The following is a 25,468-nucleotide window of genomic DNA, read 5'->3' as shown; positions in this document are numbered from 1 at the left end:
CAAAAGTGCGCAGCGGTTTTGCTTAAGATAAGGCGTAAAAACAAACCACTTTCACCATTCGGGCAGCTTGTGTCCGGCACGGTCAAACCGGGATGGTCGACCCTCTTTCATACCCACATCACGTAGCAAATATTCTGGCGAATGTTCGCTGATGACGTAAGGATTTTGCTTCCGCTTGAACAAACCTGCAATCCATGCACGCAGGCCGGAAGACGCTTTTTTTGCAGGGCAAGCGGCAGCAATCGCTGACGAGTTGATCTCAACATCACGCATGGTCGGTCTCGATTTTTCTAAGTTTAAGGCCGAGTGGGAAACTCGGCTCTCGATTAAATTCTGCCTATGCTTATGTCGGAAAAACGCGTTGTTTTCCAATTGAACGTCAATTATAATGCATAAGGAGAACTTATGTATTATGTCAAAAGCCCTGCCGCCGCTCTCAGCAATTCGTGTTTTTGAATCTGCTTCCCGCCATGCGAGTTTTACGCGTGCGGCAGAAGAGCTTGGCATGACGCAGGCGGCCGTTAGCTATCAGATAAAATTGCTGGAAGAACGCGTTGGCGCACCGCTGTTTTTGCGCAAGCCGCGTCAGGTGGAATTGACCGAGTTGGGCAAGCGTCTTGCCCCTGCTATCAATGATGCTTTTGAAGCTATGCGGGCTGCTTTTGCATCTGCACGCGAAGATACGCAAGGCGTGTTGACGATCAGCGCTGTGGTGACGTTTGCAGCCAACTGGCTTGTGCAGCGGTTGGGATCATTTCAGATGCAGCATCCGGCGCTGGCCGTGCGACTGGATACATCAAATGACATAATCGATTTCGCGACGTCAAATGTCGATCTAGCCATACGCAGCGGGCGAGGTGAGTGGCCCGGTATGATCTCGCATGAACTCATCAAAGCGCAGTTCTCACCGATGCTCAGCCCCAAGCTTATTGAAACGGTCGGAGGCATCAAAGAACCTGCTGACCTGTTGCGTCTTCGCGCTGTGGATCCCACCGATCCTTGGTGGAAAATCTGGTACAAGGCCGCTGGAATTGAAGACCCCAAAATACAAGGCAATGCATTTAGCCGTTATGGCGCGCAGCATCTTGAAGGACGCGCAGCCGCTGCTGGGCAGGGCGTTGGCATCCTGACACCTGCCTTTCATGCGGCTGAATTGGCATCAGGACAATTGATCCAACCCTTTGACCTTCTTTGTGATGATGGACAGGCCTATTGGCTGGTCTATCCTAAAGCACGCAAGAATATGCCCAAAATCCGTGCGTTTCGCGAATGGATTTTGGACGAGCTGACGTCGTCAAATTAGCCCATCAGATAGCGGAAAAAGCCAGCCGAGCAGATACCGATGATGACCGTTGGCAGCATTGAAAAGCGAGTTGCCGCCAGAATGGTGACCGCGAGCGCTGCGAGATCAGCCGGTTTGTCGGATACGAAATCGGGCGCAATAACCGAAATCAGCACGCAGCCGGGTGCTGCCTCCATAACGGCTGTGGCGCGCTTGCTGAGCGTACGGTTGCGCAACAGAATATAGCCACCGATGCGCGTGAGATAGGTAACGCTGGCCATTGCAAGAATGGCAAGAACGGCTATTGGATCAATCATTATCGTCACCTGCGAGAACATAAGCTGCAATCAGGCCGGATACTGCACCAGCTGCGACATACCACGCGCCGGGAATAGTCAGATAGGTTGTTGCTGCCGCAACAAGGCTGACCAGCCATGGGCGGGCTGCGGCAACACCTTTCCACATGCCTGCAAGCAGCACGAGGAAGACAGCCGGAAATGCCATATCAAAGCCATAGGGACGCAGATCACCCATCATCGGGCCAAAGGCAGCGCCCAGCGTGGTGAAAAATACCCATGCGATGTAAAACGGGACCGCAACACCAGCATAAAATTTCAGGCTGAGAGCTGGATTGATACCTTTAGCCTTGCGGCGTCTGGCGTCAGCAATCCCAATGGCCCAGCTTTCATCACACATGAGAAACAGCGTTGCGAAAGCCTTGCGCTTAGGCAGATGGCGGATGAAAGGAGCAAGCGCTGCGCCCATCAGCAGATGGCGACTGTTGACCAGAAAGGTAATCGCAGCAATCAGCAGAATATGCGGTGGAGACGTCCAAAGCTGGATCGCTGCGAATTCCGAACCGCCCGCAAAGTTGAGGCCGGTCATCATTGGAACTTCAGCGACACTCAAACCTTTCTGTGTAGCAAGCGCACCGAGAACCACCGCATAAGGAATGATGCCGAGCAGAACTGGAAATCCAGCCACTGCACCCCGGCGAAATTCGGAGTTGCGAGCAGTCTTGCTTTTCTGCGGTGCGTAGTCTTGCGAAATATCCATATAAATTCCGTTGGCGGGCCTCTAGGCTGCCCCTCATGCATTGCGTGATCTGCCTGATCGATGGGCAATGTAGCCAATCTTTCACGCAATCGGGTTGCAAAGATCGCTCTTTTGCATCAATATTTGGCACAAAATGCCAATAATATTTGCAGAAATGGAACTGAGAGCCAATGAAGCTGGATGATATCGATAGACGGATTCTTCGCGTGCTTCAGCGCAATGGCCGTATTGCGAACAATGATTTAGCGCGCGAGGTGGGGCTGTCGCCTTCGCCCTGTTTGCGTCGCGTGCGACTTTTAGAAGAGGCGGGGGTGATTGATCGGTATGTTGCGGTGCTTAATCCAGCCAAGATCGGCAAAGGGCTGACCTTCTTTGTGCGCATTCGTCTCGATCAGCAGGATGAGGAAACGCTGCAAACCTTCGCCAAGGCAATTCTTAAACTGCCACAGGTGGTTGAATGCTATTTTATGCTTGGCGATTTCGATGCGATGATCCGCGTCGTGGCGGCAGACATTGAAGATTATCGCCGGTTCCAGTCCGAGCATTTGAGCCGCATCAAAGGCGTTCAAAGCTTGAAAACCGACGTTCCGAGCCAGACTGTGAAGCAGGTTTCTGAAATACCCGTATGAATCAAACGGCCCGGAATAACCGGGCCGTTTTCAGTTCATTATGCTGCGAGCGTCGCACTGTCGATGACGAAGCGGTACTTCACATCGCTCTTCAGCATACGTTCATAGGCATTTTCGATGTCCTGAATAGCAATCATTTCGATGTCGGAAACGATGCCTTTTTCAGCGCAGAAATCGAGCATTTCCTGCGTTTCGGCAATGCCGCCGATCAGCGAACCGGCAATCGAACGGCGCTTGAAGATAAGCGCAGCCACGTTTGGCGACGGATGCGCATGTTCAGGCACGCCAACCAGTGTAAGGGTGCCATCACGCTTCAGAAGCTGTGTGAAGGCATCGAGATTATGGCTGGCTGCAACGGTGTTGAGGATGAAGTCGAAGCTGTTTTCATGCGCTTTCATCTCTTCTTCGTTGCGCGATACGATCACTTCGTCCGCACCGAGTGCTTTGGCATCTTCACGCTTGCTCTCGGATGTTGTGAAAGCCACCGTATGAGCACCAAGCGCATGGGCAAGCTTGATACCCATATGGCCAAGGCCACCAATGCCGACGATGCCGACCTTCATGCCCGGACCAACGCGCCAGTGACGCAGTGGTGACCATGTGGTGATGCCTGCGCATAGCAGCGGTGCAACCGCTGCAAGCTGTTTCTTCGGGTGGCTGATCTTCAGAACGAATTTGTCTTTCACAACGATCTGCTGCGAATAGCCACCGAGTGTATGGCCCGGTGCGTCGGATGTGGGCGAATTGTAGGTGCCGGTGAAGCCGTGTTCGCAGTATTGTTCCAGCCCGTCATCGCATGCATAGCAATGCTGGCAGCTATCGACCATGCATCCGACGCCGACGGTATCGCCAACCTTGAACTTACTGACATTCGCGCCTACGGCGGTCACGTGGCCGACGATTTCGTGGCCAGGAACGCAAGGATAGACTGTTCCTGCCCATTCCGAACGGACCTGATGCAGGTCAGAATGGCAGACGCCGCAATAAGCGATTGCGATCTGCACATCGTCTGCACCCGGCGCGCGGCGGGTAATGTCGATCGCTTCAAGTGGCTTGTCACCGGCATAAGCACCATAGGCTTTTACGACCATGAGGTTGCTCCTTGTTGTGTTTGGGTGTGAGTGCACATTGGTAGGTGTTACTCAATCTGAAATCTTGTTTATGACCGCTCGATATTCGGACGAAGACTATGATCAAAGCTTTTAAGAAGCTTCATGAAGAGCAGCGCTCTTTGTCCTGCGAAAAGTGTCGAGTCGGCAGGAGAGCTAAGATGGAGCGAAAACCAGAAAAGGAAAGAGGGAGTTTGAAGCTACCAGTCACAAATGCGTGTGCCGGATGCTTCAATCGCGTCGCAGCGCACGCGTGTGTTCGCGTTTACTTATGGATGTGGATTAGGGAAATCATGTCGCTCAGAAAGAGCTGCGATGATCGCATCTTTGTTGGAAATGAATGTTCTGCCTGCATACCCACCCGTCTGGTGGAGCGAACGCTGGCCCTTCGCCAAGACCAACAAAGGCAAGGATTGGTTTTCTTCCCCGACAAGCGCGATCACATCAGGTCGTGGTCTTGTCCAGTCGATGCGCTTGATGTCGAGGTTTTTGCCGAGTTGCGGAAAGGAAGCCAGCACGCCTTCCATCAACGCACAATGCTCGCAGTAAAATTTCTGGTTAGGATATGCCGGATCTTCAAAGCCGGGTGTTAGAAGGAAAAGCGTATCGCGATTCATTTACTTATCCTCGCATTCTTGGGTTAAATTACTTGTGTGACCATGCCTTTTAGGGTCGCAATAAACATTTCATATGTCTAAGTTGCAATGTGACTTATTAGGTTGAAAGTTCAAGCAAGACCAAGCGAGTTTAGATGCAAAACACCGTCGCCAATCACGCCAACAGAGATTGGTTGAAGCAGCTTCTGGCGTTCAAACCTGCAAAATGGGTGTGGGGGCGTTCAATACGTGCTGGAATTGGCGTTGGTTTACCGCTGGCAATAGGCATCGCGACGGGGCATGTCGCTGAATCGCTCTTTGTTTCTATGGGATCTTTGACACAGGCACCCGGTGAACGCGATGAGGCTTATCAGTTTACATTTCTTAAAATTGCTATGTCGGCACTTTGCGGTGCCATTGGGTTGCTGCTTGGATATCTGGGCTTTCTGCCGTGGATTGCCATTATTGGCATTATGATGGTGCTCGCATTTTTCTCGACCATCATCAGTTTTCATAGCAGCGTATTGGCGTCAGGTTGCATGATGATTTTGATGTTCGGTACAATTGCTTTGTGCAATCCGGATATCAAGTCGTTCATTCCACTTGCTGGTTTCTTCATTCTTGGATCAGCTTTTTATGCGCTTTTGCTTGGCATTGAGGCGCTTTGCAGCGGAAGTTCTCCACGTCGTAAATTGCTGACAAAATTGCTTGCGGCATTGCAAAATCTGGCGCAATCGCGCGCAAATGGCACAATGGTCGAGGCTGATCGCGAACAGGTTACGACATTGCTTGATGCACTCTATCAGATGATGATGCACACGCGTTTCAATGCATGGGGAACTAGTCCGCAGAGTGAGCAAACGGCTGCAATCGTCCAGAAAGCTGATGCGCTTTTTACTCTCATTTTGGGCACAGATAAGAGTGAAGTCCTGAGTAAAGCAGCCAGTAATCTTGCTCTCATGCACGAGATGTTGTCAGTCAAAGGCAGTATTGATCGACAGAAAATTGTCAATGATGCTGGACGAGTGGGGAGTGCCGTTGGTCAGCTTGCTGAAAGTATCACGAATAAACGTGCTTTTGTCCTTAACAACATGAATGTGCAGACGCCGCAAAGCGCGACGATTTTCGAACGCTTACGGATGACAGTTGATATTATGAGTGTCGGCAAAGACACGATCGTGTCGGCCTTGGCGCTTGCAATCTGTTTGGGGATTGGGCTTTCATTTCATTTTGTTGACCGTGTAACGCATTGGTACTGGATACCGATGACTATTGTGATCGTCATGCGGCCTGATCTTGGCTCTGTTTTCGGTCGAACGGTGTTGCGTTGTGTCGGGACGAGTGCAGGCGTGCTGATCGGTGCTGCGATCTTGATTTTCGTGCCGCTTGGCGTGACATTCGTTGTTATCCTGACGGGTATTGCATGTTTGATACCGTGGGCAATCCAGAAGTCTTATGCTTTTTTCGCGATGGTTTTGACGCCGCTTGTTCTTGTATTGATAGACTATATCAGCCCCGAAACAAAGGAAGCCAATTATGCTATCTGGCGTTTCGTTGATACGCTGACAGGCGGCTTGATTGTAATCGTTTTTGGATATTTGATTTGGCCAAAGCGAAAATATGACACCTTTGAACGCTGTTTTACCACCGCGCGAATGGCAATCGTCCACTACCTCGGGCAGGTACTGAACAGCTCAAAAAAGACAGGTGTGAAAGACGAAACCGTCAATCTCATTGCAGCACGCAGGCTAGCTTATGGCAAGCTTGCAGACATGCGAGCAACCTTACAAAAGACGCTTGGTGATCCGCCGCCGGCCGGTTTGCAGGCCATTGTCTGGTATCCGGTTATTACGTCGATGGAGCGCTTGTGTGATGCCATCACTTCTTATTCTATTACCGATGTAAAAACGGAATATGCGGCGCATGGCGAGGCGCTTGATCAACTTGTCTGCGAATTGAAAGCCGTTGGTAAAACTGTGCACGTGGATGAAAACGCATCATCGACAGATGGCGACGCAGATGACATTGCCGTGAGATTTATCACGAATATGCAATCTGAAATCGCGCATCTGAACGATTGGCATCATAAGGCTTTGGCTGGTAAAACCTTATAAGTGCGCTTCATTGAGTGTTTGTTCAAGCGTGGTTGCCAGCTCAAAAAAACGCTGGCGCACCATCGGTGCAAAGTCATTTGCGCGTTCGATGGCATGGAAAACCTCCGGCGCATCATGGCGCACCATGCCAACCGCCTGCATGATGAGATCGAAGCTCTTTGTCGTCATGCGCGTTGGCAATGGCTCCATCTGCACCAGCACTTTTGCAATCAGATGGGTCAATCCCTGAACCATAGCCGCGTCGCGGTCATGATCCTCCGGCGTTGTCATGATCACATCAAGCTCCAGATACTTTCGCAAAAACGCACCGATGCGAAGTGCTTGCGTGCCGCGAACCGGACAAATGGCAATCTTCAGACCAGCAATCCCATTGCGTGCGCTCTGTGGGCCAAACAAAGGATGCGTGGCAACAATATCGACATGATCCGGCAGCCCTTTGAGCATGATATTGGCGGGGCCAACCTTCACCGATCCGACATCCATAACCAGCGTACCGGGCCGCAGATGCGGCGCGATAGCTCTAACAACGCCTTCAAGGGTTGATACGGGTGTTGCCAGAATAACGATGTCGCAACCGGCTGTGTCTTCGATTGTCCCAAGTGTTACGGAGAGAGCGCCTGCAACATTATCCAGTCTGGCGACAGGGTCATAAGCATATAGCCGGTAATATGGGCTGAGGTAACGGGCGATAAGCTGCCCGAATGCACCAAAGCCGATAATGCCGATTGTTTTATGCTGATGATTTTCGTCGAAAGACATAGATTGACCTCTGAATGGCTGGATCGCCAGAGGCACCGTCTTCAAACTAAACCGCTGGCAATGCAGCGGTTGAACTATGACAAAGCAAAACCACCGCTATATGAGCGGGGCGTAATAAGACTGAGTATGGATGGACGCTTTAATCATGGTGCTTTGCTATTCCTGCCGGGACGCATTGTCAATGCCGCTCGACGTCGGATTTTGACACTTTCTGAATGCTTATGGATTTTTCGATTAATTTCAATTTGTATCAGCAACTGTCGAAACCGCTAAAAGTCCACGTCAAAATTGCACTTTAGCAGTAGAGCCTAAGTCTATTCGCGGAGGCTTTAGCCCGGATTGCGAGAATATTTTCGATTGGCTATCGCGTATCATCAGCTTCGTAATTTGGGGCAAAATAAATAGAAGCAGACTGTCCAAACAATACGGATGGAAGCTTTTAAGTTTTGATCTAACGCATCGGAATTTGCAAAAAATGTAAGCTGATTTTGCCCGATGTCTGGCACTCGAAGAGCGGAGGGATATATGTCACCGGATAATAACTCACACTTACCTCGTAACCGCGCACGGCGACATTTTTTAGGTGCTGCAGCAGGATTGGCTGCAAAAGCTGCAGCACTCGGCGCTTTGGCATCGTCCTTGTCATCACTGCCAGCGCGTGCCATGGGCACGAAGTGGTGGGAGACGGGTGGAAGTTCCGGCACTAATTGCCTTGTCAAAGGCACCATCATCGATACAGCGAATGGACCTGCTCCAATTGAAAAAATCGTAATAGGGGACTTGGTCAAAACCATTAGTGGTGAAGCGGTCCCGGTCAAATGGATTGGGTGGCAATGCCTGTTGAGCTCTGGCGCGGAGTGGAATGAAAGCATTTTGCCAATTCGCATCAAGCAACATGCTCTGGGAGGTGGGGTTCCTCGGCGTGATCTTTACCTTTCACCAAACCACGGGCTTTTTATCGATGGAGTTCTTATCCGTGTAAAAGATTTGGTCAACGGGGGTTCGATCGCGCGTATGTCAGAGAATGACGCTATCGATTATTACAACATCGTGCTTGATCGCCATGACGTGATATTTGCGGAAGGGGTCGCGGTTGAAACCTATCTCATGCGTGGAGAAAGCTATCTCAGCTTCACGAATTTTGCCGAATATCAGCGGTTGTATGTTGGTGAACCGGGTGCCGACATGAAGCCTTTTGCGCCAATTAAAGGCTATGAAGGCACCCGCGAAAACCTGCATGCCCTGTTGTGCATGAGCGGTATGCTTCCAATGCGCGATGTCGTGGAAGAAACCTATCAGAGGTTGGTATTCAGTGCCAGATAGGACGCCTTCTAAATCCGATCCATGAGCGCGTACCATGACAGTGCGACAAACAGGAGCGGTGCGCGCAGTGTGCGTCCGCCGGGGAAGGCGGGAATACGAAGCTCTTCAAAAAGCTTAAGCTTGTCGCGCTTGCCAGAGATGGCTTCCGCATAAAGCCTGCCCATATAATTGGCGAGCATTACGCCATGGCCGGAGTAGCCGCCTGCCGAGATGACGCCCGGCATCACTTCGCGCACGAAAGGCTGACGCGGCATGGTGATACCAACCGAGCCACCCCATGCTTGCGTGATTTCGACTTTGTCGAGTGCGGGGTAGATTTCGGCGATCTGTCGGCGGATATGCTCGCTGATGTCACGCGGATTGTCTGCCGTATAGGCTTCACGACCGCCAAACAACAAACGACCATCTTTGGATTTGCGGAAATAGCGGACCACAAAGCGCGAGTCATCGACTGACTCACCACCCGGAATGATCGGGCTATTGTCTCCCAAAGGGGCAGTTGCGCCAATGAATGAGCGGATCGGCATGACATGGGACGCACTTATGGGTTCCAGATCACCGCCATGCGCATTGACCGCGAGAAATGCGTGCTTTGCTGAGATCGTTCCGCGTGGTGTTTCGACCTGCACACGACCGCTTGCTGTGGTTATTTGGGTGGCTTTAGTGTTCTCGAAAATATGCGCTCCAGCCTCGGCAGCAACTCTTGCCAAACCGATCAGCAATTTAAGCGGATGAATATGACCCGTGCCGGCATCATAGATCCCGCCGTAGTATCGACTTGAGCCGAGAAGTGCAGCCATTTCATCACGTTCAACATAGCGAATATGCGGATAGTTGAAGCGCGTTGCCATCTGCTCCGCATGGTCGCGGTAGTGCTTCAAATATCGTGGCTTATGCGCCGCAGAAATCTGACCGGGCATATATTCCATGTCGATATTGTGTTCGTGGGCAAAGCCAAGCAGATGCGCCTTGGCTTCTTCCGCAACGTCGAACAGTGCCTTTGCCCGTTCAAAGCCATATTGCTTTTCAAGGTCTTCAGCCCATGTGCGCTGACCTGTGCCGAACTGCCCACCATTGCGCCCCGATGCACCATCGCCAAAACGCGCGGCTTCAATCAAAACGACATCTGCGCCTTGCTTGGCGAGATGATACGCTGCAGAAAGCCCTGTATATCCGCCGCCGATGATCACGACATCCGCCTGTCGTGCACCATCCAATTCCGGATATTGCGGGCGTTCCGCTACGCTCGCTTCGTACCAGGAGATGCCGGGCGAGATGGGGCTTTGATAGGGCCGATGATGTGGCATGTGGAACCGGTCAGACGTTGAGCAGCAGGAACTCGCGCTCCCACGGGCTGATAACTTCCATGAAGGTTTCAAACTCGGCACGCTTGATTGCCGCGTAAGTCGTGACGAATGAACTGCCAAACAGGTTGCGCAATTCTTGATCGTTTTCAAACAGCTCCACCGCATCAATCAGGCCGCGAGGCAGGTCAATTTCCTTGGTGTTGACGCTGGTTGATGCGGGCTGATCCGCCTCGATTTTGTTGACCAGACCAATCAGACCGCAAGCAAGCGACGCTGCCAATGCCAGATAAGGGTTTGCATCCGACGATGGAATACGGTTTTCAACGCGGCGACCGCCCGGTTCGGAACGCGGCACGCGGAATGCGGTCGTGCGGTTGTCATAACCCCATTTCACATTGACCGGAGCCGAAGCCGATGGCGTCAGACGACGATAGGAGTTCACATAAGGCGCAAACATCACAAGCGCATTGGGGACGTGGCGCTGCATGCCGCCGATGAAGTGGCGGAAGGCTTCGCTTTCCGAACCGTCTTCATTGGAGAAGATGTTGCGACCAGTTTTCTTATCGACAATCGACTGGTGTATATGCATGGCCGATCCCGGCTGGCCCTGAATAGGCTTAGCCATGAAGGTAGCATACATATCGTGCTTGAGAGCTGCTTCGCGAATGGTGCGTTTGAACAGGAAGACCTGATCGGCCAGTTCAACCGGATCACCGTGGCGCAGGTTGATTTCAAGCTGGGCTGCACCTTCTTCGTGGATCAGTGTATCGATCTCAAGGCCTTGGCCTTCCGAGAAGTGGTAAATGTCGTCGATCAATTCGTCGAATTCATTGACGCCTGCAATCGAATAGCCCTGTCCGCCGCCAATTGCGCGGCCAGAACGGCCAACGGGTGGGGTGAGCGGATAATCCGGGTCCGGGTTTTTACGTACCAGATAGAATTCGATTTCCGGGGCTACGACGGGCTTGAGGCCGCGTTTGCTATAAGCAGCCACGACCGAGCGCAGCACGTTTCGCGGAGTGAATTCAACCGCACGTCCATCCTGATAGACCAGATCGCAGATAACCTGCGCCGTCGCATCAGTTTCCCACGGTACAGCGGAAAGGGTTGACAGATCAGGGAGGAGCCGCAGATCGCCATCATCTTCCGGATACTGGAAGCCATGGCCATCTTCCGGGTAATCGCCCGAAATTGTGGTCATAAACACAGCCGAAGGTAGCGCCAGCGACGTGTTCGACGTAAATTTTTTCGATGGCATCATCTTGCCACGGGCAACGCCCGCCTGATCTGGTGTGATGCATTCAATGTCTTCGATGTCGCGCCATGCCAGCCATTCGGTGGCTTGCTTCCAGTTCTTCACGCCACGAAGCGATTTGACATGAGGCGGGGTACGGCGACGCGGCGCACGCGTTACCTTCTTTTCCGTCGTATCAGCAGACATCCAACACCAAAAAAATGATTTCTTGTATGTGCATGATAGCGGGGACATGCGGCAATGACAAATAACCTTTGAGCAATAACCGCATTAAATATCGAGAAAAAATTTGCTCAGTGGCGACATTCGTCGGATGTTCGACGCCCTTCCGCAACATTCATTGTATGCTTATTGCATAAATGTGTGAATTGCCATTTTCCTGTAATCTTGGCGCCATGTTTCGGTAAATAATTACCAAATTGATTTTTCAGGAGATTTCATTAATGCAAAGATCGTTTCGAGTTGCGCTTGGAATTGCAGGCGGTCTTTCGTTTGCAACTCTTGCTATGCAAGACCAAGCAATGGCTGCTGATCAAAAACTCACTTGCATGATTATTCTTAACGCAAAGAGCGGAGAGGTCATCGCCAAAGAAGGCGCGATTTGTGACAAGCGCAACAGTCCGGCTTCAACTTTTAAAGTTCCGTTGGCGCTGATGGGGTTTGAAAGCGGCATATTAAAAGATAGCCACAATCCGTCCTGGCCTTACAAGGAGGGTTATCCTGCATGGCGTGAATCCTGGAAACAATCTGTCGATCCGACCTACTGGGAAGATCAATCCGTCGTCTGGTTCTCACAGGAGCTTACGCGGAAACTCGGGAAAGAAAAGTTTCAGGAATACACAGACCAGCTCAACTACGGCAATCGTGATCTGAGTGGCGATCCGGGCAAAAATAATGGCATGTTACGCTCATGGATTTCCTCGTCCCTGACGATATCGCCCAATGAGCAGGCGGACTTTCTCATGAAAATGCTCAATAACAAGCTACCGTTCTCGGAAGCTTCAATAAATAAAACCATGGCTATTCTGCCGATCCATAAGCTTTCAAACGGCTGGACAGCTCATGGCAAAACCGGCTCGGCCTTTGAAATTGGTCCAAAAGGCAAGCCCGACCGGCGTCGGCAGTTCGGCTGGTATGTTGGATGGGCAGAAAAAGGCGATGAGAGGGTCGTATTCGTACGCCTAAACCGCAACATACCAGCGAAAGGCAGCGGTATGGGGCCTGTTACACGTGACGAACAATTTTCGATCCTGGAAAAGACGCTCAAATAGTCTGCAGTGCGCGCCGTCTGTTTTTTGATGGCGCGCTGTCGGTTTAAAGTCCGAAATGCTCTTTAATAGATGGCGCCGAGATAATCAGCTGGTCCACCAGAGCTGGATCACGGTCACGAATATAGAGAAACACCTGATTTCCTGCATTGGTGATCTGCTCGCTCGAGAGACCACTTGTACGCAGGCTGGCAGCGGCTTTGAGCAATGCACTCATCTTTTCCCCGGCAATCGTGTCCATCAGCCCGGAGAAGACGCTCAGAACACCGCTATTCCCAGTCGCGAGCACGTCATGGTTTTCGGCCAAAGGTTTCGCATCGGGCAAAAGCTTGAAAACTTTTTCACCGATTTCCGGCGTGCTGTGTTGCAGCACGGAAAAAACTGAACCGGTCAATTTTTCTGCAAGCGGCTGATCGATATTGACCCGGTGTGCGACCGTGTCGACAAGCGATTGAATAGACATAAGAACTCCTTATTGCGTTTTCCAACGATATAATATGCCGAGCTTATTGACCGCGATTGTTAAGAAAGCATCAAGATTTGATCAAGGGTTTACGTGTAGTGGTCGACGAAGAGGGGCAAAGACTATAAAGCAAAGCCGATAACATTCTGGGATATGCATTGAAACGATTGTCCGTTCGCGTCCGCCGTTGTGGAAATTATTCTTTATCCTCAAAGGCTCCATTGTAACGCGGATATTGCCACAAATCATTGCGGTCTTCTTGCTGTCGCTCGTCGTAGTCTGGGCGCATCGCACATTTCCCGGCTGGGTTCCAGCATTCAACAATAGCACAGCTTTCGCGTTGCTTGGCATCGCGCTTCCATCTTCCTGGGCTTTCGCAACAATGCCTGTTATGACCGCTGGGGGGAGGCGCGCAAAGTCTGGGTTAAACTTGTCCATGTGGCACGTAGCTTTGCGCGCGAGACAATGGTATTGGACCAAATGCCGGGTAAGCAAGGCGTGCGCGCGAAGCTTCTTGATTGTGTGAATGGCGTTCGTGCAGTCGATGGTGCCGCATCTTCGGCCAGAGGATGGTCAGGCACAATCGCACAAGTGGCTGAGTGTTGATGAACAAAAGGCCTTTGCAGTCAGCCGCAATGGACCGGATTACATTTTACGCAAGATTGGCGTGTTGCTTGCGGAGCTGCGCGGTCAAGGGCACATTGGTGCGATTGATTTTCAGACGCTGAATGCGTCGGTTAACAGCCTTTCCGAGGTGCAAGCAGCTTCTGAGCGGTTGCGCTTTACACCGGTACCATTTGGCTACACGCTTCTTTTGCATCGTACAGCTTATTTGTTTTGCTTTTTCATTCCGTTTGGATTTGCAGATATGCTCGGCTGGGGAGCGCCTTTTGCGACCACGCTGGTCGCCTATACTTTCTTTGGCCTTGATGCGCTTGGCGATGAGCTTGAAGAACCCTTTGGCACGCTGCCCAATGATCTGCCGATCGGCGCGATTGCGGATACCGTTGAGATCAATCTGCGTGAAGCGCTGGGCAAAATAGATTTGCCAGATCTACCGCAGCCGAGAGGTTATCTGCTCATGTAAAAAAGAACCCGACTGGCAGAGCCAGCCGGGGAGGTCAGTTGGGTTAGTCCAACATGGATGAAGTGGTATATCAAGTGCTAATATATGTTCTTTGGATGAAATGACCGAAATGCGGCTTGTATCCTTAATTTTTTCCGCCGCTGCAGCCTTGTCGAAGTGAAAAGCAAGGTGGCGACCAAGCTTGCGATGGTAAGCGTCACGGGTTGCGGGTAACGATTACTGGTATTAGCAGATCACCCCAATTGCCTTCGCCACCATGATGACGCGCAGAGCGGACCAGCTCAACGGAAACACCGGCCTCGACTGCTTTCATAACCGACTGGTTGAGGCGGTGCAGGTCATTGGCAAGCATACGGATCGCGCTTTGCTGATCAGTGCTCATCGAGGTTGATTGCTCTTCTGCTCTTTCCTTAACACGTGCAATCGAAGCCATTATCGTAACTCCTTTTTTACTCCGCAGCCGGGCGGAACTGTGCTGTTTCAGTGGATTCCTTCATAGCGGTTGTCGAGGACTGGCCGCCGGTGATTGCGAGTGATACGGCATCGAAATAGCCAGTGCCGACTTCGCGCTGGTGTTTGGTTGCGGTGTAGCCATGGGCTTCGGCTGCAAATTCTGCCTGTTGCAGCTCGGAATAGGCTGCCATCTGACGATCCTTGTAGCCGCGTGCCAGTTCGAACATTCCGAAGTTGAGCTGGTGGAAACCGGCCAGCGTGATGAACTGAAACTTATAGCCCATTGCACCCAGCTCGCGCTGGAACTTGGCAATCGTTGCGTCGTCGAGGTTCTTTTTCCAGTTGAACGACGGTGAGCAGTTATAAGCGAGCTTCTTGCCCGGATGCGCCTTATGCACGGCCTCCGCAAAGCGACGAGCCTGTTCCAGATCGGGCTTGGACGTTTCCATCCAGATCAGATCGCAATAGGGCGCATAGGCAATCGCACGGGCAATGCATGGCTCGATGCCGTTCTTCACCTGATAGAAGCCTTCCGCTGTGCGGCCAGCATCGTAATCAACGAAAGGCTGGTCGCGTTCGTCGATATCCGAGGTTAGAAGCTTGGCGGCTTCCGCATCTGTACGGGCGATAACCAGTGTGGCCGTTCCCATGACGTCAGCAGCCAGGCGTGCTGCATTGAGGTTACGGATATGGGCCGCAGTCGGTATCAAAACCTTCCCACCCAAATGACCACACTTCTTTTCAGATGCCAGCTGGTCTTCATAATGCACACCGGCAGCGCCCGCTTCGATGAAGGCCTTCATGATCTCGAAAGCATTCAGCGGTCCACCGAAGCCTGCTTCCGCATCGGCAACAATTGGCGCAAACCACGTATCGACCGAGAGTCCTTTGCCTTCCGCCGTTTCAATTTGGTCGGCACGCTGCAACGTCTTGTTGATGCGCTTGGCGAGTTCAGGGGCTGCATTAGCCGGATAAAGCGACTGGTCGGGATACATGGCTGAAGCCGTGTTCGCATCCGCCGCAACCTGCCAACCGGAAAGGTAGATCGCCTTTAATCCAGCCCGAACCATTTGCATCGCCTGATTGCCGGAGAGCGCACCAAGCGCGTTGACGAAGTCTTCTTCATGGATGAGCTTCCACAGACGATTTGCACCCATCTCGGCCAGCGAATACTTAATGTCCACCGAACCGCGCAGCCTCTTCACATCTTCGGCTGTATGCGCACGCTCAATGCCGTCAAAGCGGCCTTTGGGTGCCGAAGGGATAAGGCTGTAAAAATCTGTCATTTCGGTGTCTCCTCACGCTTTAATTAGTTTTTCAAGAGCAAATTATTGTCACTCTTTCTGTGACTAGATTTACAACTGTGGAGCTTGAACGGCCAGTAAAACCAGTAAAACGAGCCGTTAATTGAAGTCACGCTGTCTGGAAATTGACTGCGGCAATCTGTAAATTTGTAAATATTGTCATAGAAGGGCTTTGCAGCTATTTTGTCACGAGTTGTAAAACTCAACACTGTTGGTTTGGAGGACCTGATGAGCGAACGCAAGATTTTTGCTGGTCCACGCATCAGGCGTATCCGCAACGAGCGCGGTCTGACGCAGACGTCCATGGCCGAAGCACTTGGCATTTCGCCTTCTTATCTCAATCTCATTGAGCGCAATCAGCGTCCGCTGACGGTGCAGCTTTTGTTAAAGCTTGCCAGCGTCTACAAGCTTGATTTGGACGGTCTTCAGGCAGAAAGCGGCACAACAGTTGCGGGCCTGAAGGAAGTGTTTTCTGATCCGCTTTTGACAGGAGAATTGCCGGGCGATCAGGAATTGGTGGAAATTGGCGAGGCTGCACCGAATGCCGCCGCTGGGATCGTCAAGCTTTACCGCGCCTATCGCGAACAACAACAGCGCCTTTCCGATCTCTCGCAACTGCTTTCGCACGAAGGCAGCGATGCGCAGCTTTCCGCGACGCGGTTGCCGCTTGATGAAGTGCGCGATGTTATGGCACGGCGACCCAATCATTATCCGCGTATCGAAGAAGAGGCGGAAAGTTTTTACGCGCTGCTGAAGCCCGAGGGCGACCTGTCGAGTGCGCTGAAAGAATGGCTCCGGCGCGAACATGGTATCACTGTGCGGACGCTGCCCGTCGCGACCATGCCCAACTGGCGCAGGCGTTATGACCGGCATTCGCAGCGGCTGTTTATATCGGAGCGATTGTCGCTCTTTGATCAGTTGCAGGAAATTGCCATGGAGGCGGCGCTTATCCGTATGCAGGTGATGATCGGCGCTGAAATAGAAGGGCTGAAGCTCTCGTCCAGTGAAGCAAAGCGCATCGCGCGCTTTGAACTGGCCCGTTATGCGGCACAGGCCCTGATGATGCCGTATCGGCAATTTCGCGATACCGCCGTGCGGATGCGTTATGATGTCGACGTATTGCGTTCGCGCTTTGGGGTATCATTTCAGCAGGCAGCGAACCGCCTTACGACGCTTCAACGACAAGGTAATTCTGCATTACCATTCTTTCTGATGGAAATTGACCATGCTGGAAATCGTCTTCATATGGTGGGAGCGGAAGGGTTTCCAACGCGATTTGGCGGACAGTGCCCCAAACTGCCAGTCTATGCGGCATTCACGCAAACGGGGCAGGTGCTGGTGGAGCCAGCAGAACTGCCCGATGGCTCCGGCTATTTGACGATTGCGCGAACGCTTGAAGGGCCGCAGGGGGCTTTCAATGAACGCCCGCGACGTACTGCCATTCTTCTCGGCTGTTCGCTCGATGCAGGAGCAGAGACAATTTATGGTGGAAACTGTACCACGCGCACGGAAATCGGTCCGGTCTGTCGGCTTTGTGAACGACAAGGGTGCATCACAAGGGCGGAGCCACCGTTGACGCGTCCATTAGGACTTGATGAAATGGTGGCTGGATTGTCAGCTTTCGACTTTCAGTGAAGCCACAATATTTGGCATGCGAGAGTTCACAACACAACTTTTTATGTTCGTCTTTAAATCACCCGGTTGACGAAAGCTGCACAATCTAAAAAGGTAGTGAGTGAAACAGTTTACCCACCCTTAAGCTGTACCGGAAATTACGGTACAGAATGGAGCACGCGATGAGGATGAAATCCTTTCTTCTGGCGACAACAATGGTATCGGGCCTTGTGAGCGCCGCCATATATCCCGCAAGCGCGCAAGAGCGGGTGGTCAATATTTATAACTGGTCGGATTATATCGACGATTCGATCCTCAAGGACTTCACCAAAGAAACCGGCATCAAGGTCGTTTACGACGTTTATGATTCCAACGAAATTCTGGAAACCAAGCTTCTTGCTGGTGGCAGCGGTTATGATCTCGTGGTGCCATCGGGCGAGTTCCTTGGCCGCCAGATCCCGGCCGGTGTGTTCCTGAAACTCGACAAAGACAAACTGCCAAACCTGAAGAATATGTGGGACGAAATTTCGACCCGTGCCGCGACCTACGATCCGGGCAACGAATATTCCATCAATTACATGTGGGGCACCACCGGCATTGGCTATAACAAGGCCAAGATCAAAGAAATCCTCGGCACGGATACAATTGATTCATGGGACGTTCTCTACAACCCGGAAATTTCGGCCAAGCTAAAGGATTGCGGTATCTACCTGCTGGATACATCCAGCGAAATGCTGCGTCCGGCTCTGAACTATCTCGGGCTTGATCCGAATTCTCCATCACCGGAAGATATGGAAAAGGCGCAGGAACTTTATCTCAAGATTCGGCCGAATATCCGTAAGTTCCATTCGTCAGAATATATCAACGCACTCGCGAATGGTGACATCTGCATGGCAGTGGGCTATTCAGGCGATATTTTTCAGGCGCGCGATCGTGCGGAGAAAGCCAATCAGGGCGTAGAGATCGGTTATTCGATCCCGAAGGAAGGCGCGCTGATGTGGTTTGACCAGATGGCAATCCCTGCTGATTCAAAGCATGTGCCAGAAGCGCTTGAATTCATGAATTATATCATGCGTCCGGAAGTTGCTGCCAAGGCATCGAACTTTGTTTTCTATGCTAACGGCAACAAGGCTTCGCAGGAATTTATCGATAAGGAAATTCTGGACGATCCAGAAATCTATCCAAGCGAGGATGTGCTGAAAAAGCTTTTTGTTCCAACGCCTTATGACCAGAAGACACAGCGCTATGTTACTCGCGCCTGGACCAAGATTGTCACAGGCCAGTAATAGTTAAATCGTAAGACAGCTTACTAGCTGAGGCGCGTTAAGCGTTGAAATTGAGAGCGGCTCACTGTTCATACAGGAGGGCCGCTCTACGTCTTAAAATATACCTTAATGGCAGGCTCTGCCTGTGAATGTCAGGTTCCTGATAGAGCGATAGGGGAACGGAATGGAATCTTTTGGCAGCTTTCGCCGCAAATTCGCACCTTGGAATGATCCTGCTGCGAAGCCTTTTATTTCTTTCGAGAATGTAACAAAGATTTTCGGCGATTTTACTGCTGTTGATGATCTTTCGCTCAATGTTTTTAATCGCGAGTTTTTCTCGCTTCTGGGTGCTTCCGGCTGCGGCAAGACCACATTGATGCGCATGCTGGCTGGCTTTGAAGAGCCGACCTCTGGCCGCATCACGCTCGATGGTCAGGATATGCGCGGCATTCCTCCCTATAAGCGTCCGGTCAATATGATGTTCCAGTCCTATGCGCTGTTCCCGCATATGACGGTTGAAAACAATATTGCGTTCGGTCTCAAGCAGGACGGTATGGCAAAATCGGAAATCGATGCGCGCGTTGCGGAAATGCTAAAGCTCGTCAAATTGGAAAAATTTGGCAAGCGCAAGCCGCATCAGCTTTCTGGCGGTCAGCGACAGCGTGTGGCGTTGGCACGAGCTGTTGCCAAGCGCCCGAAAGTGTTGCTTCTTGATGAGCCGCTTGGTGCTCTTGATAAGAAGCTTCGCGAAGAAACCCAGTTCGAGCTGATGGATTTGCAGGTCAAGCTGGGCCTGACTTTCATGGTCGTCACCCACGATCAGGAAGAAGCGATGACCATGTCCGATCGTATTGCCGTCATGGACAAGGGTCGTATCATGCAGGTAGCGACACCTGCTGAAGTCTATGAAGCGCCGGGCTCCAAGTTCGTTGCCGACTTCATCGGCAATGTGAACATCATTGAAGGCGAAGTGGTGAAGGCCGGGAATGGCGAGGCAGAAATCGCCACCGAAAAATTCGGCTTTCACATTCAGACCGAAACCCGCGAGCAACTGAGCGCTGGCCAGAAAGTCTGGTATGCGGTGCGTCCTGAAAAGACACGCATCACCCGTGAAAAGCCGGAAGAAACCTCCGTCAACGCAGTTGAGGGTGAGCTTTGGGATATTGCTTATTTTGGTGATATGACGGTTTTTCACGTTCGTCTCGACAATGGTCGCACCATCAAGGCTGCAAGCCTGAATGCTGTGCGCAAGACGGAAAACCCGCTGACCTATGATGAGCGCGTATGGGTTTCATTTGATACCGATGCCGGTCTGGTGCTGACAGCTTAAGGAGGGGAGGCACATGCAAAAGCTGATTGCTTCCATAACCAGCCGTCTCGTGATCGCAGTTCCCTATCTGTGGCTGCTGATCTTCTTTTTGATTCCGTTTTTCATCGTCTTCAAGATTTCGCTCTCCGAAGTCACGATGGCGATCCCACCTTATCAACCGGTCATTGATCTCACACAGGGCTTTGGTCTTGCATGGGAACGCGTAAAACAGCTCTCTATCGACAATTATCTGTGGCTTATGGACGATCCGCTTTATTATATGGCGTATCTTTCCAGCGTACGGATTGCGGCAATCTCAACGTTTTTAACGCTGCTGGTTGCTTATCCAATGGCGTACGGCATGGCGCGTGCGCCGCAGAGCCTCCGCCCGACATTGTTGATGCTGGTTATTCTGCCGTTCTGGACGTCCTTCCTGATCCGCGTTTATGCGTGGATCGGTATTTTGAAGCCAGAAGGTCTGCTCAACCAGTTCCTGATGTGGCTAAATGTCATTGATACACCGCTGAATATTCTGAACACAGATACGGCAATTTTCATTGGTATCGTCTATTCCTATCTGCCGTTTATGGTATTGCCGATTTATTCATCACTCGAAAAAATGGATTATTCGCTGATTGAGGCGGCGCAGGATCTCGGCTGCACGGCGTTCTCAGCGTTCTGGAAAATCACTTTTCCCCTGTCGCTTGCAGGTGTGGTGGCGGGGTGCTTCCTCGTTTTCATTCCAGCGGTTGGTGAGTTCGTGATCCCTGATCTTCTAGGCGGGTCGCAGACATTGATGATCGGTAAAACAATTTGGAGTGAGTTCTTTTCCAATCGCGACTGGCCGGTTTCTTCGGCGGTGGCAGTGGTTCTGCTGCTCTTGTTGATTGTGCCGATTGTGATTTTCCAGCAGGTGCAGGCGCGCCAGCAGGAGAAGGGGAAATAAGATGCAGAACAACTGGTCCCGTTTTAACATCGCCTCAGTCGCGCTCGGTTTCGCTTTCCTCTATCTGCCGATTGTTCTGCTGGTCATTTATTCATTCAACGAATCCCGTCTCGTGACCGTTTGGGCCGGTTTCTCAACCAAGTGGTATGGCGAACTCTTCCGCAATCAGGCGCTGATGGATGCCGCGTGGGTGACAATCCGCGTTGGGCTTTTGTCGGCTACCATTGCAACACTGCTTGGCACGCTGGCAGCATTGGCACTGACACGTTATACGCGGTTTCGCGGACGTATCCTGTTTTCCGGCATGGTCTATGCACCACTGGTTATGCCGGATGTGATCACTGGCCTTTCGCTATTGCTATTGTTCGTGGCGATGAACTTTGATCGTGGTTTCTGGACTGTAACGCTTGCACACATCACTTTCTCAATGTGTTTTGTGGCCGTGGTTGTGCAATCACGTCTGGTAAGCTTCGACCGTTCGTTGGAAGAAGCGGCGATGGATCTTGGTGCGCCGCCCGTCACCACTTTCATGAAGATTACGCTTCCGGTCATCCTGCCTGCCGTTGTTTCCGGCTGGATGCTGGCCTTCACCCTTTCGCTGGATGATTTGGTGATTGCAAGCTTCACCTCGGGTCCGGGCGCAACCACACTGCCGATGAAAATCTACTCGCAGGTTCGGCTCGGGGTGACGCCGGAAATCAATGCGGTTTGCACCATCTTGATCGCAATCGTAACGGCGGGTGTAATCATCGCGTCGGTTGTTAACAAGCGCCGTGAAGTGCAGCGCCGTCGCGACGAGCAAGCAGCATTTCGTATGGGTTAAACGAATAAGGAACAGCGCAGATTACTGCGCTGTTCCGCTTCCCATGGTCGATGGCGAAATAAAGGGACGATCCCATGAACCGCCCACGAAGAAATGCAGTGGCGGCTTCACGGGCGAAGGTTGTGCCTGCTGACCGTCTGTATTTTCCTGTTGCTGAGGTTGACTATCGGGGAAGATAACTTCGCCACTCAGCGCCAGACTTCGATCCACAAATGGTACAATACCAGCAAGATTAAGTGTGCCTTGTGATGTGACGAGCGTTGCATTTTCTAACGACGCTACACCGTCGGAAAGATTTGCTTTCACATCGAGGCGATTGAAAGCCAGCGATACATTTTCCTGTCGCTCAAGCGCGAAAAAGCCCTGACTTTCGGCTTTCGTCAAAAAATCCTGAACTGAGAAGCCTTGCATTTGTCCGTTGTTCAACTGCACTGAGACATTGCCTTGCGCATTATTAAGTAAGCCTGACCAACGATTTGCAGGAGCCTTCATAAATAGCGAGACATTGCCTTTGCCATTGACGAACGGCTTCTCGAAACCGAGCGCTGCGAAAAGCTGTGAGCTATCAATATCAGACGCGTTGAAGCGCAATTCTCCGGTTGCTGTTTTGAGATCACGCACAATTTGAAGATTGGCCTGTAAAATGCCATTAAAGGCTTTGGCATCTCCAATGTCAAACATTGCCCGACCGCCTCTAATCTGCACGGCCGCTGCCACGCCAGTCATGGTGACCGGCCCGGCTGTGGCGGTTTGCGCGGAGAGACGAAGGTCGAGTTCTGATCGATCGATGAAACTCGTATTGATGATGTCGCGCTCGTTTAGATCCCGATCGCTCGGCGAACGTGGCTGGTTTTCAGGCAGTGGCACAAAAATCGAAAAAAGACGTCGCAGATTGAGCTTTTCAAAAGCCAGTGTTCCGGTGATTGCTGGCGTATCCTGCTCAAAACCAACGTCAATTACACCTTTTGCCGGACTTTCGTCCGTTGTCATTTCGACATTGTCGAATTTCAGACGGCGAGGAGTCGAGGTGATCGTCGAAGCAAGTGAAAAGGCACCAATTTCCGTACTTCCCGCCACAGGCGGTAGCGCCAGCCAGCGCAGCGAATTGCTCAAAGAAGGCGTCTTGGCGCTCAACGCGCCTTCAAAGAAACGATCTTTGGAAATATTGGCCTTGCCTTCAAATGTGATGTTGAGAGGCGTTGATGTGAAACTCGCTGTAACATTGGAGGTCCCGCCTGCAAGAAGCGGCAAGGCTTGAGCTGCGGTCAGGCTGAATTGCGTATTTTCACCGCGCCAGAGTGCACTGCCGCGAAGCGTTGCAGCGCTTGAGGTGCGAGGCCATTCAAGTGTGGCGTTCAGCTTGGTGATTTGCTGGTCGTCTTTCGGTTCTTCCTGCGAATCTGGATCGCTGAACGAGACCGTTCCGTCGCGAAGAACAACACGACCGAACGGCTGGGACGCTTGTTGTGCTGCAAGTGTTTTGTCATTCGCACCGTTCTGCTGCAAGGCGCGCTGCGCGCGGATGGCGGTGCCAAGCCGGCCGTTTGAACTTGCAATCGCATCGAGAAGTTCAGCAAAATTATCAACTGGCCCACCGATGTTAAAATGTGGCCTGACAACTTGCGTTTCAGAGAATGATAGTCGTCCCATGATGGCATCAAGCGGAGAAAGCTCGATTTCAATACGATTGGCACTCATAAAGGGCTTTGCACCCGGGTCGGACAGTTTGCTTAGTGTCACGCCATCAAGCGACGCACGCAAAACTGGAAACACCCGCAAACGCGGTGCTTCACGCAGTTCGACGCTATAGCCGGTCCATGCGCTGATCTCCTGTGCGACACGGATACGGATCGCATCGGTCGAGACAATAAACGGTATGACCGCGAGCAGGGTGGCTACTGCTGCCGCACCAAGAATGATGACCGCAATAATAAGGCGCATAAATCGGGGCCAGCGCATCAACCATCCTATCAGTGAGACACATTTCGTAATCTAACCCAGCACTGTGGCAAAGCAAAGCCGCCTATGCTGATTCCTGCCTATGGTTAAACAATTGTTTCTAAGAAATTAACCCTGATTTTACGCGAGTTTCTAATGTCTGAATCCGAGCACCCATATTTAACGCCCTATTAACTGGTTTGGCCCGATAAAGAGTTTAACACTGAGCGATGATCGAGCTGCCTCAGCTTCGTCTATGTTTGCTTCTGTGTCTCTTTGTCTCTGAGATTCTCAAACGCTGGTTTTTACCGGCGTTTTTTTTTTGATCAATAGAAAAAGCCCTCTAAAGAGAGGGCTTTATATTTTGTAGCATCAGTCCGCCAGAACGCGTGTCGGAGGGAAAACGATTTCTACGACAGTTCCCTGTCCGGGCGTAGAGTCGATTGTAAATTGGGCGCGATTGGCTTCAACCATAGCCTTGGTCAGTGGAAGTCCAAGCCCCGTACCTTCATTGCGCCAGTCTTTTGCGCTCTCACTCTGACGGCGTTGCATGGTGTTAACCTGACGGAAGGGCTTAAGCGCTTGTTCAATTTCAGGCTTGGTCATGCCAACGCCTGTATCACGAACACGCATCACGACATCGCCGTTCAGTTCGTAATTGGTTGAAACGATCACTTGTCCGCCTGTTGCAGTGAAGCGCACGGCATTGGAAAGCAGGTTGAGCGCGACCTGCTTAATCGAACGTGCATCGGCAACGATATCAGGCAGGTTCGACTGGAAGCTGGAACGGATGATCACGCGTTCACGATTGGCTTGCGGCTGCATCAACGCAATTGCTTCGCCAATTGCATCGTTGAGTGAAACCGCTTCGAATTGCATGTCGACGCCGCCTGCTTCGATCTTCGAGATATCGAGCAGATCATTGACCAAGGCCAGAACGTGATTGCCAGAACGGTTAATGTCGCGCAGATAATCACGATAGCGTTCGTTCCCAATCGGGCCAAATTTTTCGTCAGACATCAACTCGGAAAACCCGATGATCGCATTCAGCGGAGTGCGGATTTCATGGCTGATACGGGCAAGAAACTCAGTTTTTTGGCGGGAAGCACGCTCCGCTTCCTTGCGGGCATTTGTCAGTTCTTCTTCGGTGCGTTTCCACTGCGTTATGTCGCGCAGAACAGCGCAGAAGCCGCTTGTATGAGGGAGCTTTCCCATCGTCATGAACAGCGGAATGAAGCCACCTTGTGCTTCGCGGCCAATGACTTCGCGTCCATCATTGAGAACGCTGAGAACACCATTGTCGGATAAGCTATGCAGATAATCCATCGCTGCGCGCTGGCTTTCGATGGCAAAGAGCATGGAGAAGAATTTGCCTTCGGTATCAGCCTGATCATAGCCGAACAAAGCGGCTGCGGAATGGTTCATGGACCGCATGCGCCCGTCAGTGTCGATGAGTACGACGCCATCCGTGGCCGTATCAAGAATGGTTTTGAGTTCTTCGATGTGTCCTTGAAGTGCTCGCTGATCCGCACTCTCTGTCAGACTAACATTTGTAGCGCTCGTCATCG

Annotated in this window: 23 protein-coding genes and 1 pseudogene; 11 read left to right on the top strand and 13 right to left on the bottom strand. The window is 51.7% G+C overall.

What is annotated here, in order from left to right; all coding sequences use genetic code 11:
- Positions 1–51 precede the first annotated feature (51 nt).
- Positions 52–273, bottom strand: a complete 222-nt coding sequence (locus tag RI570_RS16680; protein WP_313829742.1) for a hypothetical protein — start codon at positions 271–273, stop codon at positions 52–54.
- Positions 274–412: 139 nt separating this feature from the next.
- On the opposite strand from RI570_RS16680, the gene gcvA reads away from it, so the two are divergent.
- Entirely contained in the window at positions 413–1,303 is an 891-nt protein-coding gene (gcvA, locus tag RI570_RS16675; RefSeq protein ID WP_313829741.1) for a transcriptional regulator GcvA, read from the top strand.
- Here gcvA and RI570_RS16670 read toward each other — a convergent pair.
- Positions 1,300–1,599 (bottom strand): AzlD family protein, encoded by a 300-nt coding sequence (locus tag RI570_RS16670; protein ID WP_313829740.1) that lies wholly within the window; start codon positions 1,597–1,599, stop codon positions 1,300–1,302. The genes gcvA and RI570_RS16670 overlap by 4 nt on opposite strands.
- Positions 1,592–2,338 carry an AzlC family ABC transporter permease gene (locus RI570_RS16665; RefSeq protein ID WP_313829739.1) on the bottom strand — a complete coding sequence of 249 codons (747 nt, stop codon included), beginning with the start codon at positions 2,336–2,338 and terminating at the stop codon, positions 1,592–1,594. The genes RI570_RS16670 and RI570_RS16665 overlap by 8 nt, the downstream gene beginning before the upstream one ends.
- A gap of 170 nt (positions 2,339–2,508) precedes the next feature.
- Between RI570_RS16665 and RI570_RS16660 the strand changes: the two genes are divergently transcribed.
- Positions 2,509–2,967, top strand: coding sequence for an Lrp/AsnC family transcriptional regulator (locus RI570_RS16660; protein WP_094508151.1), 459 nt, complete (start codon positions 2,509–2,511; stop codon positions 2,965–2,967).
- 38 nt (positions 2,968–3,005) lie between these two features.
- On the opposite strand, the gene RI570_RS16655 is transcribed toward RI570_RS16660, so the two are convergent.
- Positions 3,006–4,058: an NAD(P)-dependent alcohol dehydrogenase gene (locus RI570_RS16655; protein ID WP_313829738.1), complete on the bottom strand. Its 1,053-nt coding sequence runs from the start codon at positions 4,056–4,058 to the stop codon at positions 3,006–3,008.
- A gap of 287 nt (positions 4,059–4,345) precedes the next feature.
- Complete coding sequence (locus tag RI570_RS16650; protein ID WP_313829737.1) at positions 4,346–4,693, bottom strand: DUF3088 domain-containing protein; 348 nt, start codon at positions 4,691–4,693, stop codon at positions 4,346–4,348.
- 134 nt (positions 4,694–4,827) lie between these two features.
- On the opposite strand from RI570_RS16650, the gene RI570_RS16645 reads away from it, so the two are divergent.
- The gene (locus RI570_RS16645) at positions 4,828–6,786 is read left to right on the top strand and encodes an FUSC family protein (protein ID WP_313829736.1); all 1,959 of its coding nucleotides are present in this window, start codon (positions 4,828–4,830) and stop codon (positions 6,784–6,786) included.
- Here the strand turns inward: RI570_RS16645 and RI570_RS16640 are convergent.
- Entirely contained in the window at positions 6,781–7,545 is a 765-nt protein-coding gene (locus RI570_RS16640) for a prephenate dehydrogenase (RefSeq protein ID WP_313829734.1), read from the bottom strand. The two genes, RI570_RS16645 and RI570_RS16640, sit on opposite strands and share 6 nt — an antisense overlap.
- A gap of 525 nt (positions 7,546–8,070) precedes the next feature.
- On the opposite strand from RI570_RS16640, the gene RI570_RS16635 reads away from it, so the two are divergent.
- Positions 8,071–8,868 (top strand): Hint domain-containing protein, encoded by a 798-nt coding sequence (locus tag RI570_RS16635; protein ID WP_313829733.1) that lies wholly within the window; start codon positions 8,071–8,073, stop codon positions 8,866–8,868.
- A gap of 8 nt (positions 8,869–8,876) precedes the next feature.
- Here the strand turns inward: RI570_RS16635 and RI570_RS16630 are convergent, their stop codons facing one another.
- A complete protein-coding gene (locus tag RI570_RS16630) occupies positions 8,877–10,175 on the bottom strand; it encodes an FAD-binding oxidoreductase (RefSeq protein WP_313829731.1) in 1,299 nt (432 codons plus the stop codon).
- Between the two features lie 10 nt (positions 10,176–10,185).
- Positions 10,186–11,616 carry a glutamine synthetase family protein gene (locus RI570_RS16625; RefSeq protein ID WP_313829729.1) on the bottom strand — a complete coding sequence of 477 codons (1,431 nt, stop codon included), beginning with the start codon at positions 11,614–11,616 and terminating at the stop codon, positions 10,186–10,188.
- Between the two features lie 257 nt (positions 11,617–11,873).
- On the opposite strand from RI570_RS16625, the gene blaOXA reads away from it, so the two are divergent.
- Positions 11,874–12,701 carry an OXA-919 family class D beta-lactamase gene (gene blaOXA, locus RI570_RS16620; protein ID WP_313829727.1) on the top strand — a complete coding sequence of 276 codons (828 nt, stop codon included), beginning with the start codon at positions 11,874–11,876 and terminating at the stop codon, positions 12,699–12,701.
- Between the two features lie 43 nt (positions 12,702–12,744).
- On the opposite strand, the gene RI570_RS16615 is transcribed toward blaOXA, so the two are convergent.
- Positions 12,745–13,161: a DUF2267 domain-containing protein gene (locus RI570_RS16615; protein ID WP_313829726.1), complete on the bottom strand. Its 417-nt coding sequence runs from the start codon at positions 13,159–13,161 to the stop codon at positions 12,745–12,747.
- A gap of 166 nt (positions 13,162–13,327) precedes the next feature.
- Between RI570_RS16615 and RI570_RS21700 the strand changes: the two are divergent.
- A pseudogene (locus RI570_RS21700) lies at positions 13,328–14,248 on the top strand (bestrophin family protein).
- A 196-nt stretch (positions 14,249–14,444) separates the two neighbouring features.
- On the opposite strand, the gene RI570_RS16595 reads toward RI570_RS21700, so the two are convergent.
- Both RI570_RS16595 and aceA read right to left on the bottom strand, forming a co-directional pair.
- Positions 14,445–14,681, bottom strand: coding sequence for a hypothetical protein (locus RI570_RS16595; RefSeq protein WP_313829722.1), 237 nt, complete (start codon positions 14,679–14,681; stop codon positions 14,445–14,447).
- A gap of 16 nt (positions 14,682–14,697) precedes the next feature.
- Positions 14,698–15,987 (bottom strand): isocitrate lyase, encoded by a 1,290-nt coding sequence (gene aceA, locus RI570_RS16590; protein WP_313829721.1) that lies wholly within the window; start codon positions 15,985–15,987, stop codon positions 14,698–14,700.
- A gap of 246 nt (positions 15,988–16,233) precedes the next feature.
- Between aceA and RI570_RS16585 the strand changes: the two genes are divergently transcribed.
- The 5 genes from RI570_RS16585 to RI570_RS16565 all read left to right on the top strand — a co-directional run bounded on the left by RI570_RS16585 (position 16,234) and on the right by RI570_RS16565 (position 21,962).
- Positions 16,234–17,640, top strand: a complete 1,407-nt coding sequence (locus RI570_RS16585) for a helix-turn-helix domain-containing protein (protein ID WP_313829720.1) — start codon at positions 16,234–16,236, stop codon at positions 17,638–17,640.
- A gap of 161 nt (positions 17,641–17,801) precedes the next feature.
- On the top strand, positions 17,802–18,905 hold the full coding sequence (locus tag RI570_RS16580; RefSeq protein WP_313829718.1) for a polyamine ABC transporter substrate-binding protein: 1,104 nt from the start codon (positions 17,802–17,804) through the stop codon (positions 18,903–18,905).
- Positions 18,906–19,068: 163 nt separating this feature from the next.
- Positions 19,069–20,214, top strand: a complete 1,146-nt coding sequence (locus RI570_RS16575) for an ABC transporter ATP-binding protein (RefSeq protein ID WP_313829717.1) — start codon at positions 19,069–19,071, stop codon at positions 20,212–20,214.
- Between the two features lie 13 nt (positions 20,215–20,227).
- The gene (locus RI570_RS16570) at positions 20,228–21,139 is read left to right on the top strand and encodes an ABC transporter permease subunit (protein ID WP_313829716.1); all 912 of its coding nucleotides are present in this window, start codon (positions 20,228–20,230) and stop codon (positions 21,137–21,139) included.
- A gap of 1 nt (position 21,140) precedes the next feature.
- Positions 21,141–21,962 (top strand): ABC transporter permease, encoded by an 822-nt coding sequence (locus RI570_RS16565; RefSeq protein WP_313829715.1) that lies wholly within the window; start codon positions 21,141–21,143, stop codon positions 21,960–21,962.
- Positions 21,963–21,983: 21 nt separating this feature from the next.
- Here RI570_RS16565 and RI570_RS16560 read toward each other — a convergent pair whose 3' ends face one another.
- Both RI570_RS16560 and RI570_RS21695 read right to left on the bottom strand, forming a co-directional pair.
- Positions 21,984–23,921, bottom strand: a complete 1,938-nt coding sequence (locus tag RI570_RS16560; protein ID WP_313829714.1) for an AsmA family protein — start codon at positions 23,919–23,921, stop codon at positions 21,984–21,986.
- A 351-nt stretch (positions 23,922–24,272) separates the two neighbouring features.
- Positions 24,273–25,466 (bottom strand): PAS domain-containing sensor histidine kinase, encoded by a 1,194-nt coding sequence (locus RI570_RS21695; protein WP_409558700.1) that lies wholly within the window; start codon positions 25,464–25,466, stop codon positions 24,273–24,275.
- Positions 25,467–25,468 lie beyond the last annotated feature (2 nt).

The sequence above is a fragment of the Brucella pseudogrignonensis genome, assembly GCF_032190615.1.
GTDB classification, from domain to species: domain Bacteria; phylum Pseudomonadota; class Alphaproteobacteria; order Rhizobiales; family Rhizobiaceae; genus Brucella; species Brucella pseudogrignonensis_B.
The sequence above is the reverse complement of the archived record's forward strand: the minus strand, read 5'-3'. Positions and strand labels throughout refer to the sequence as shown.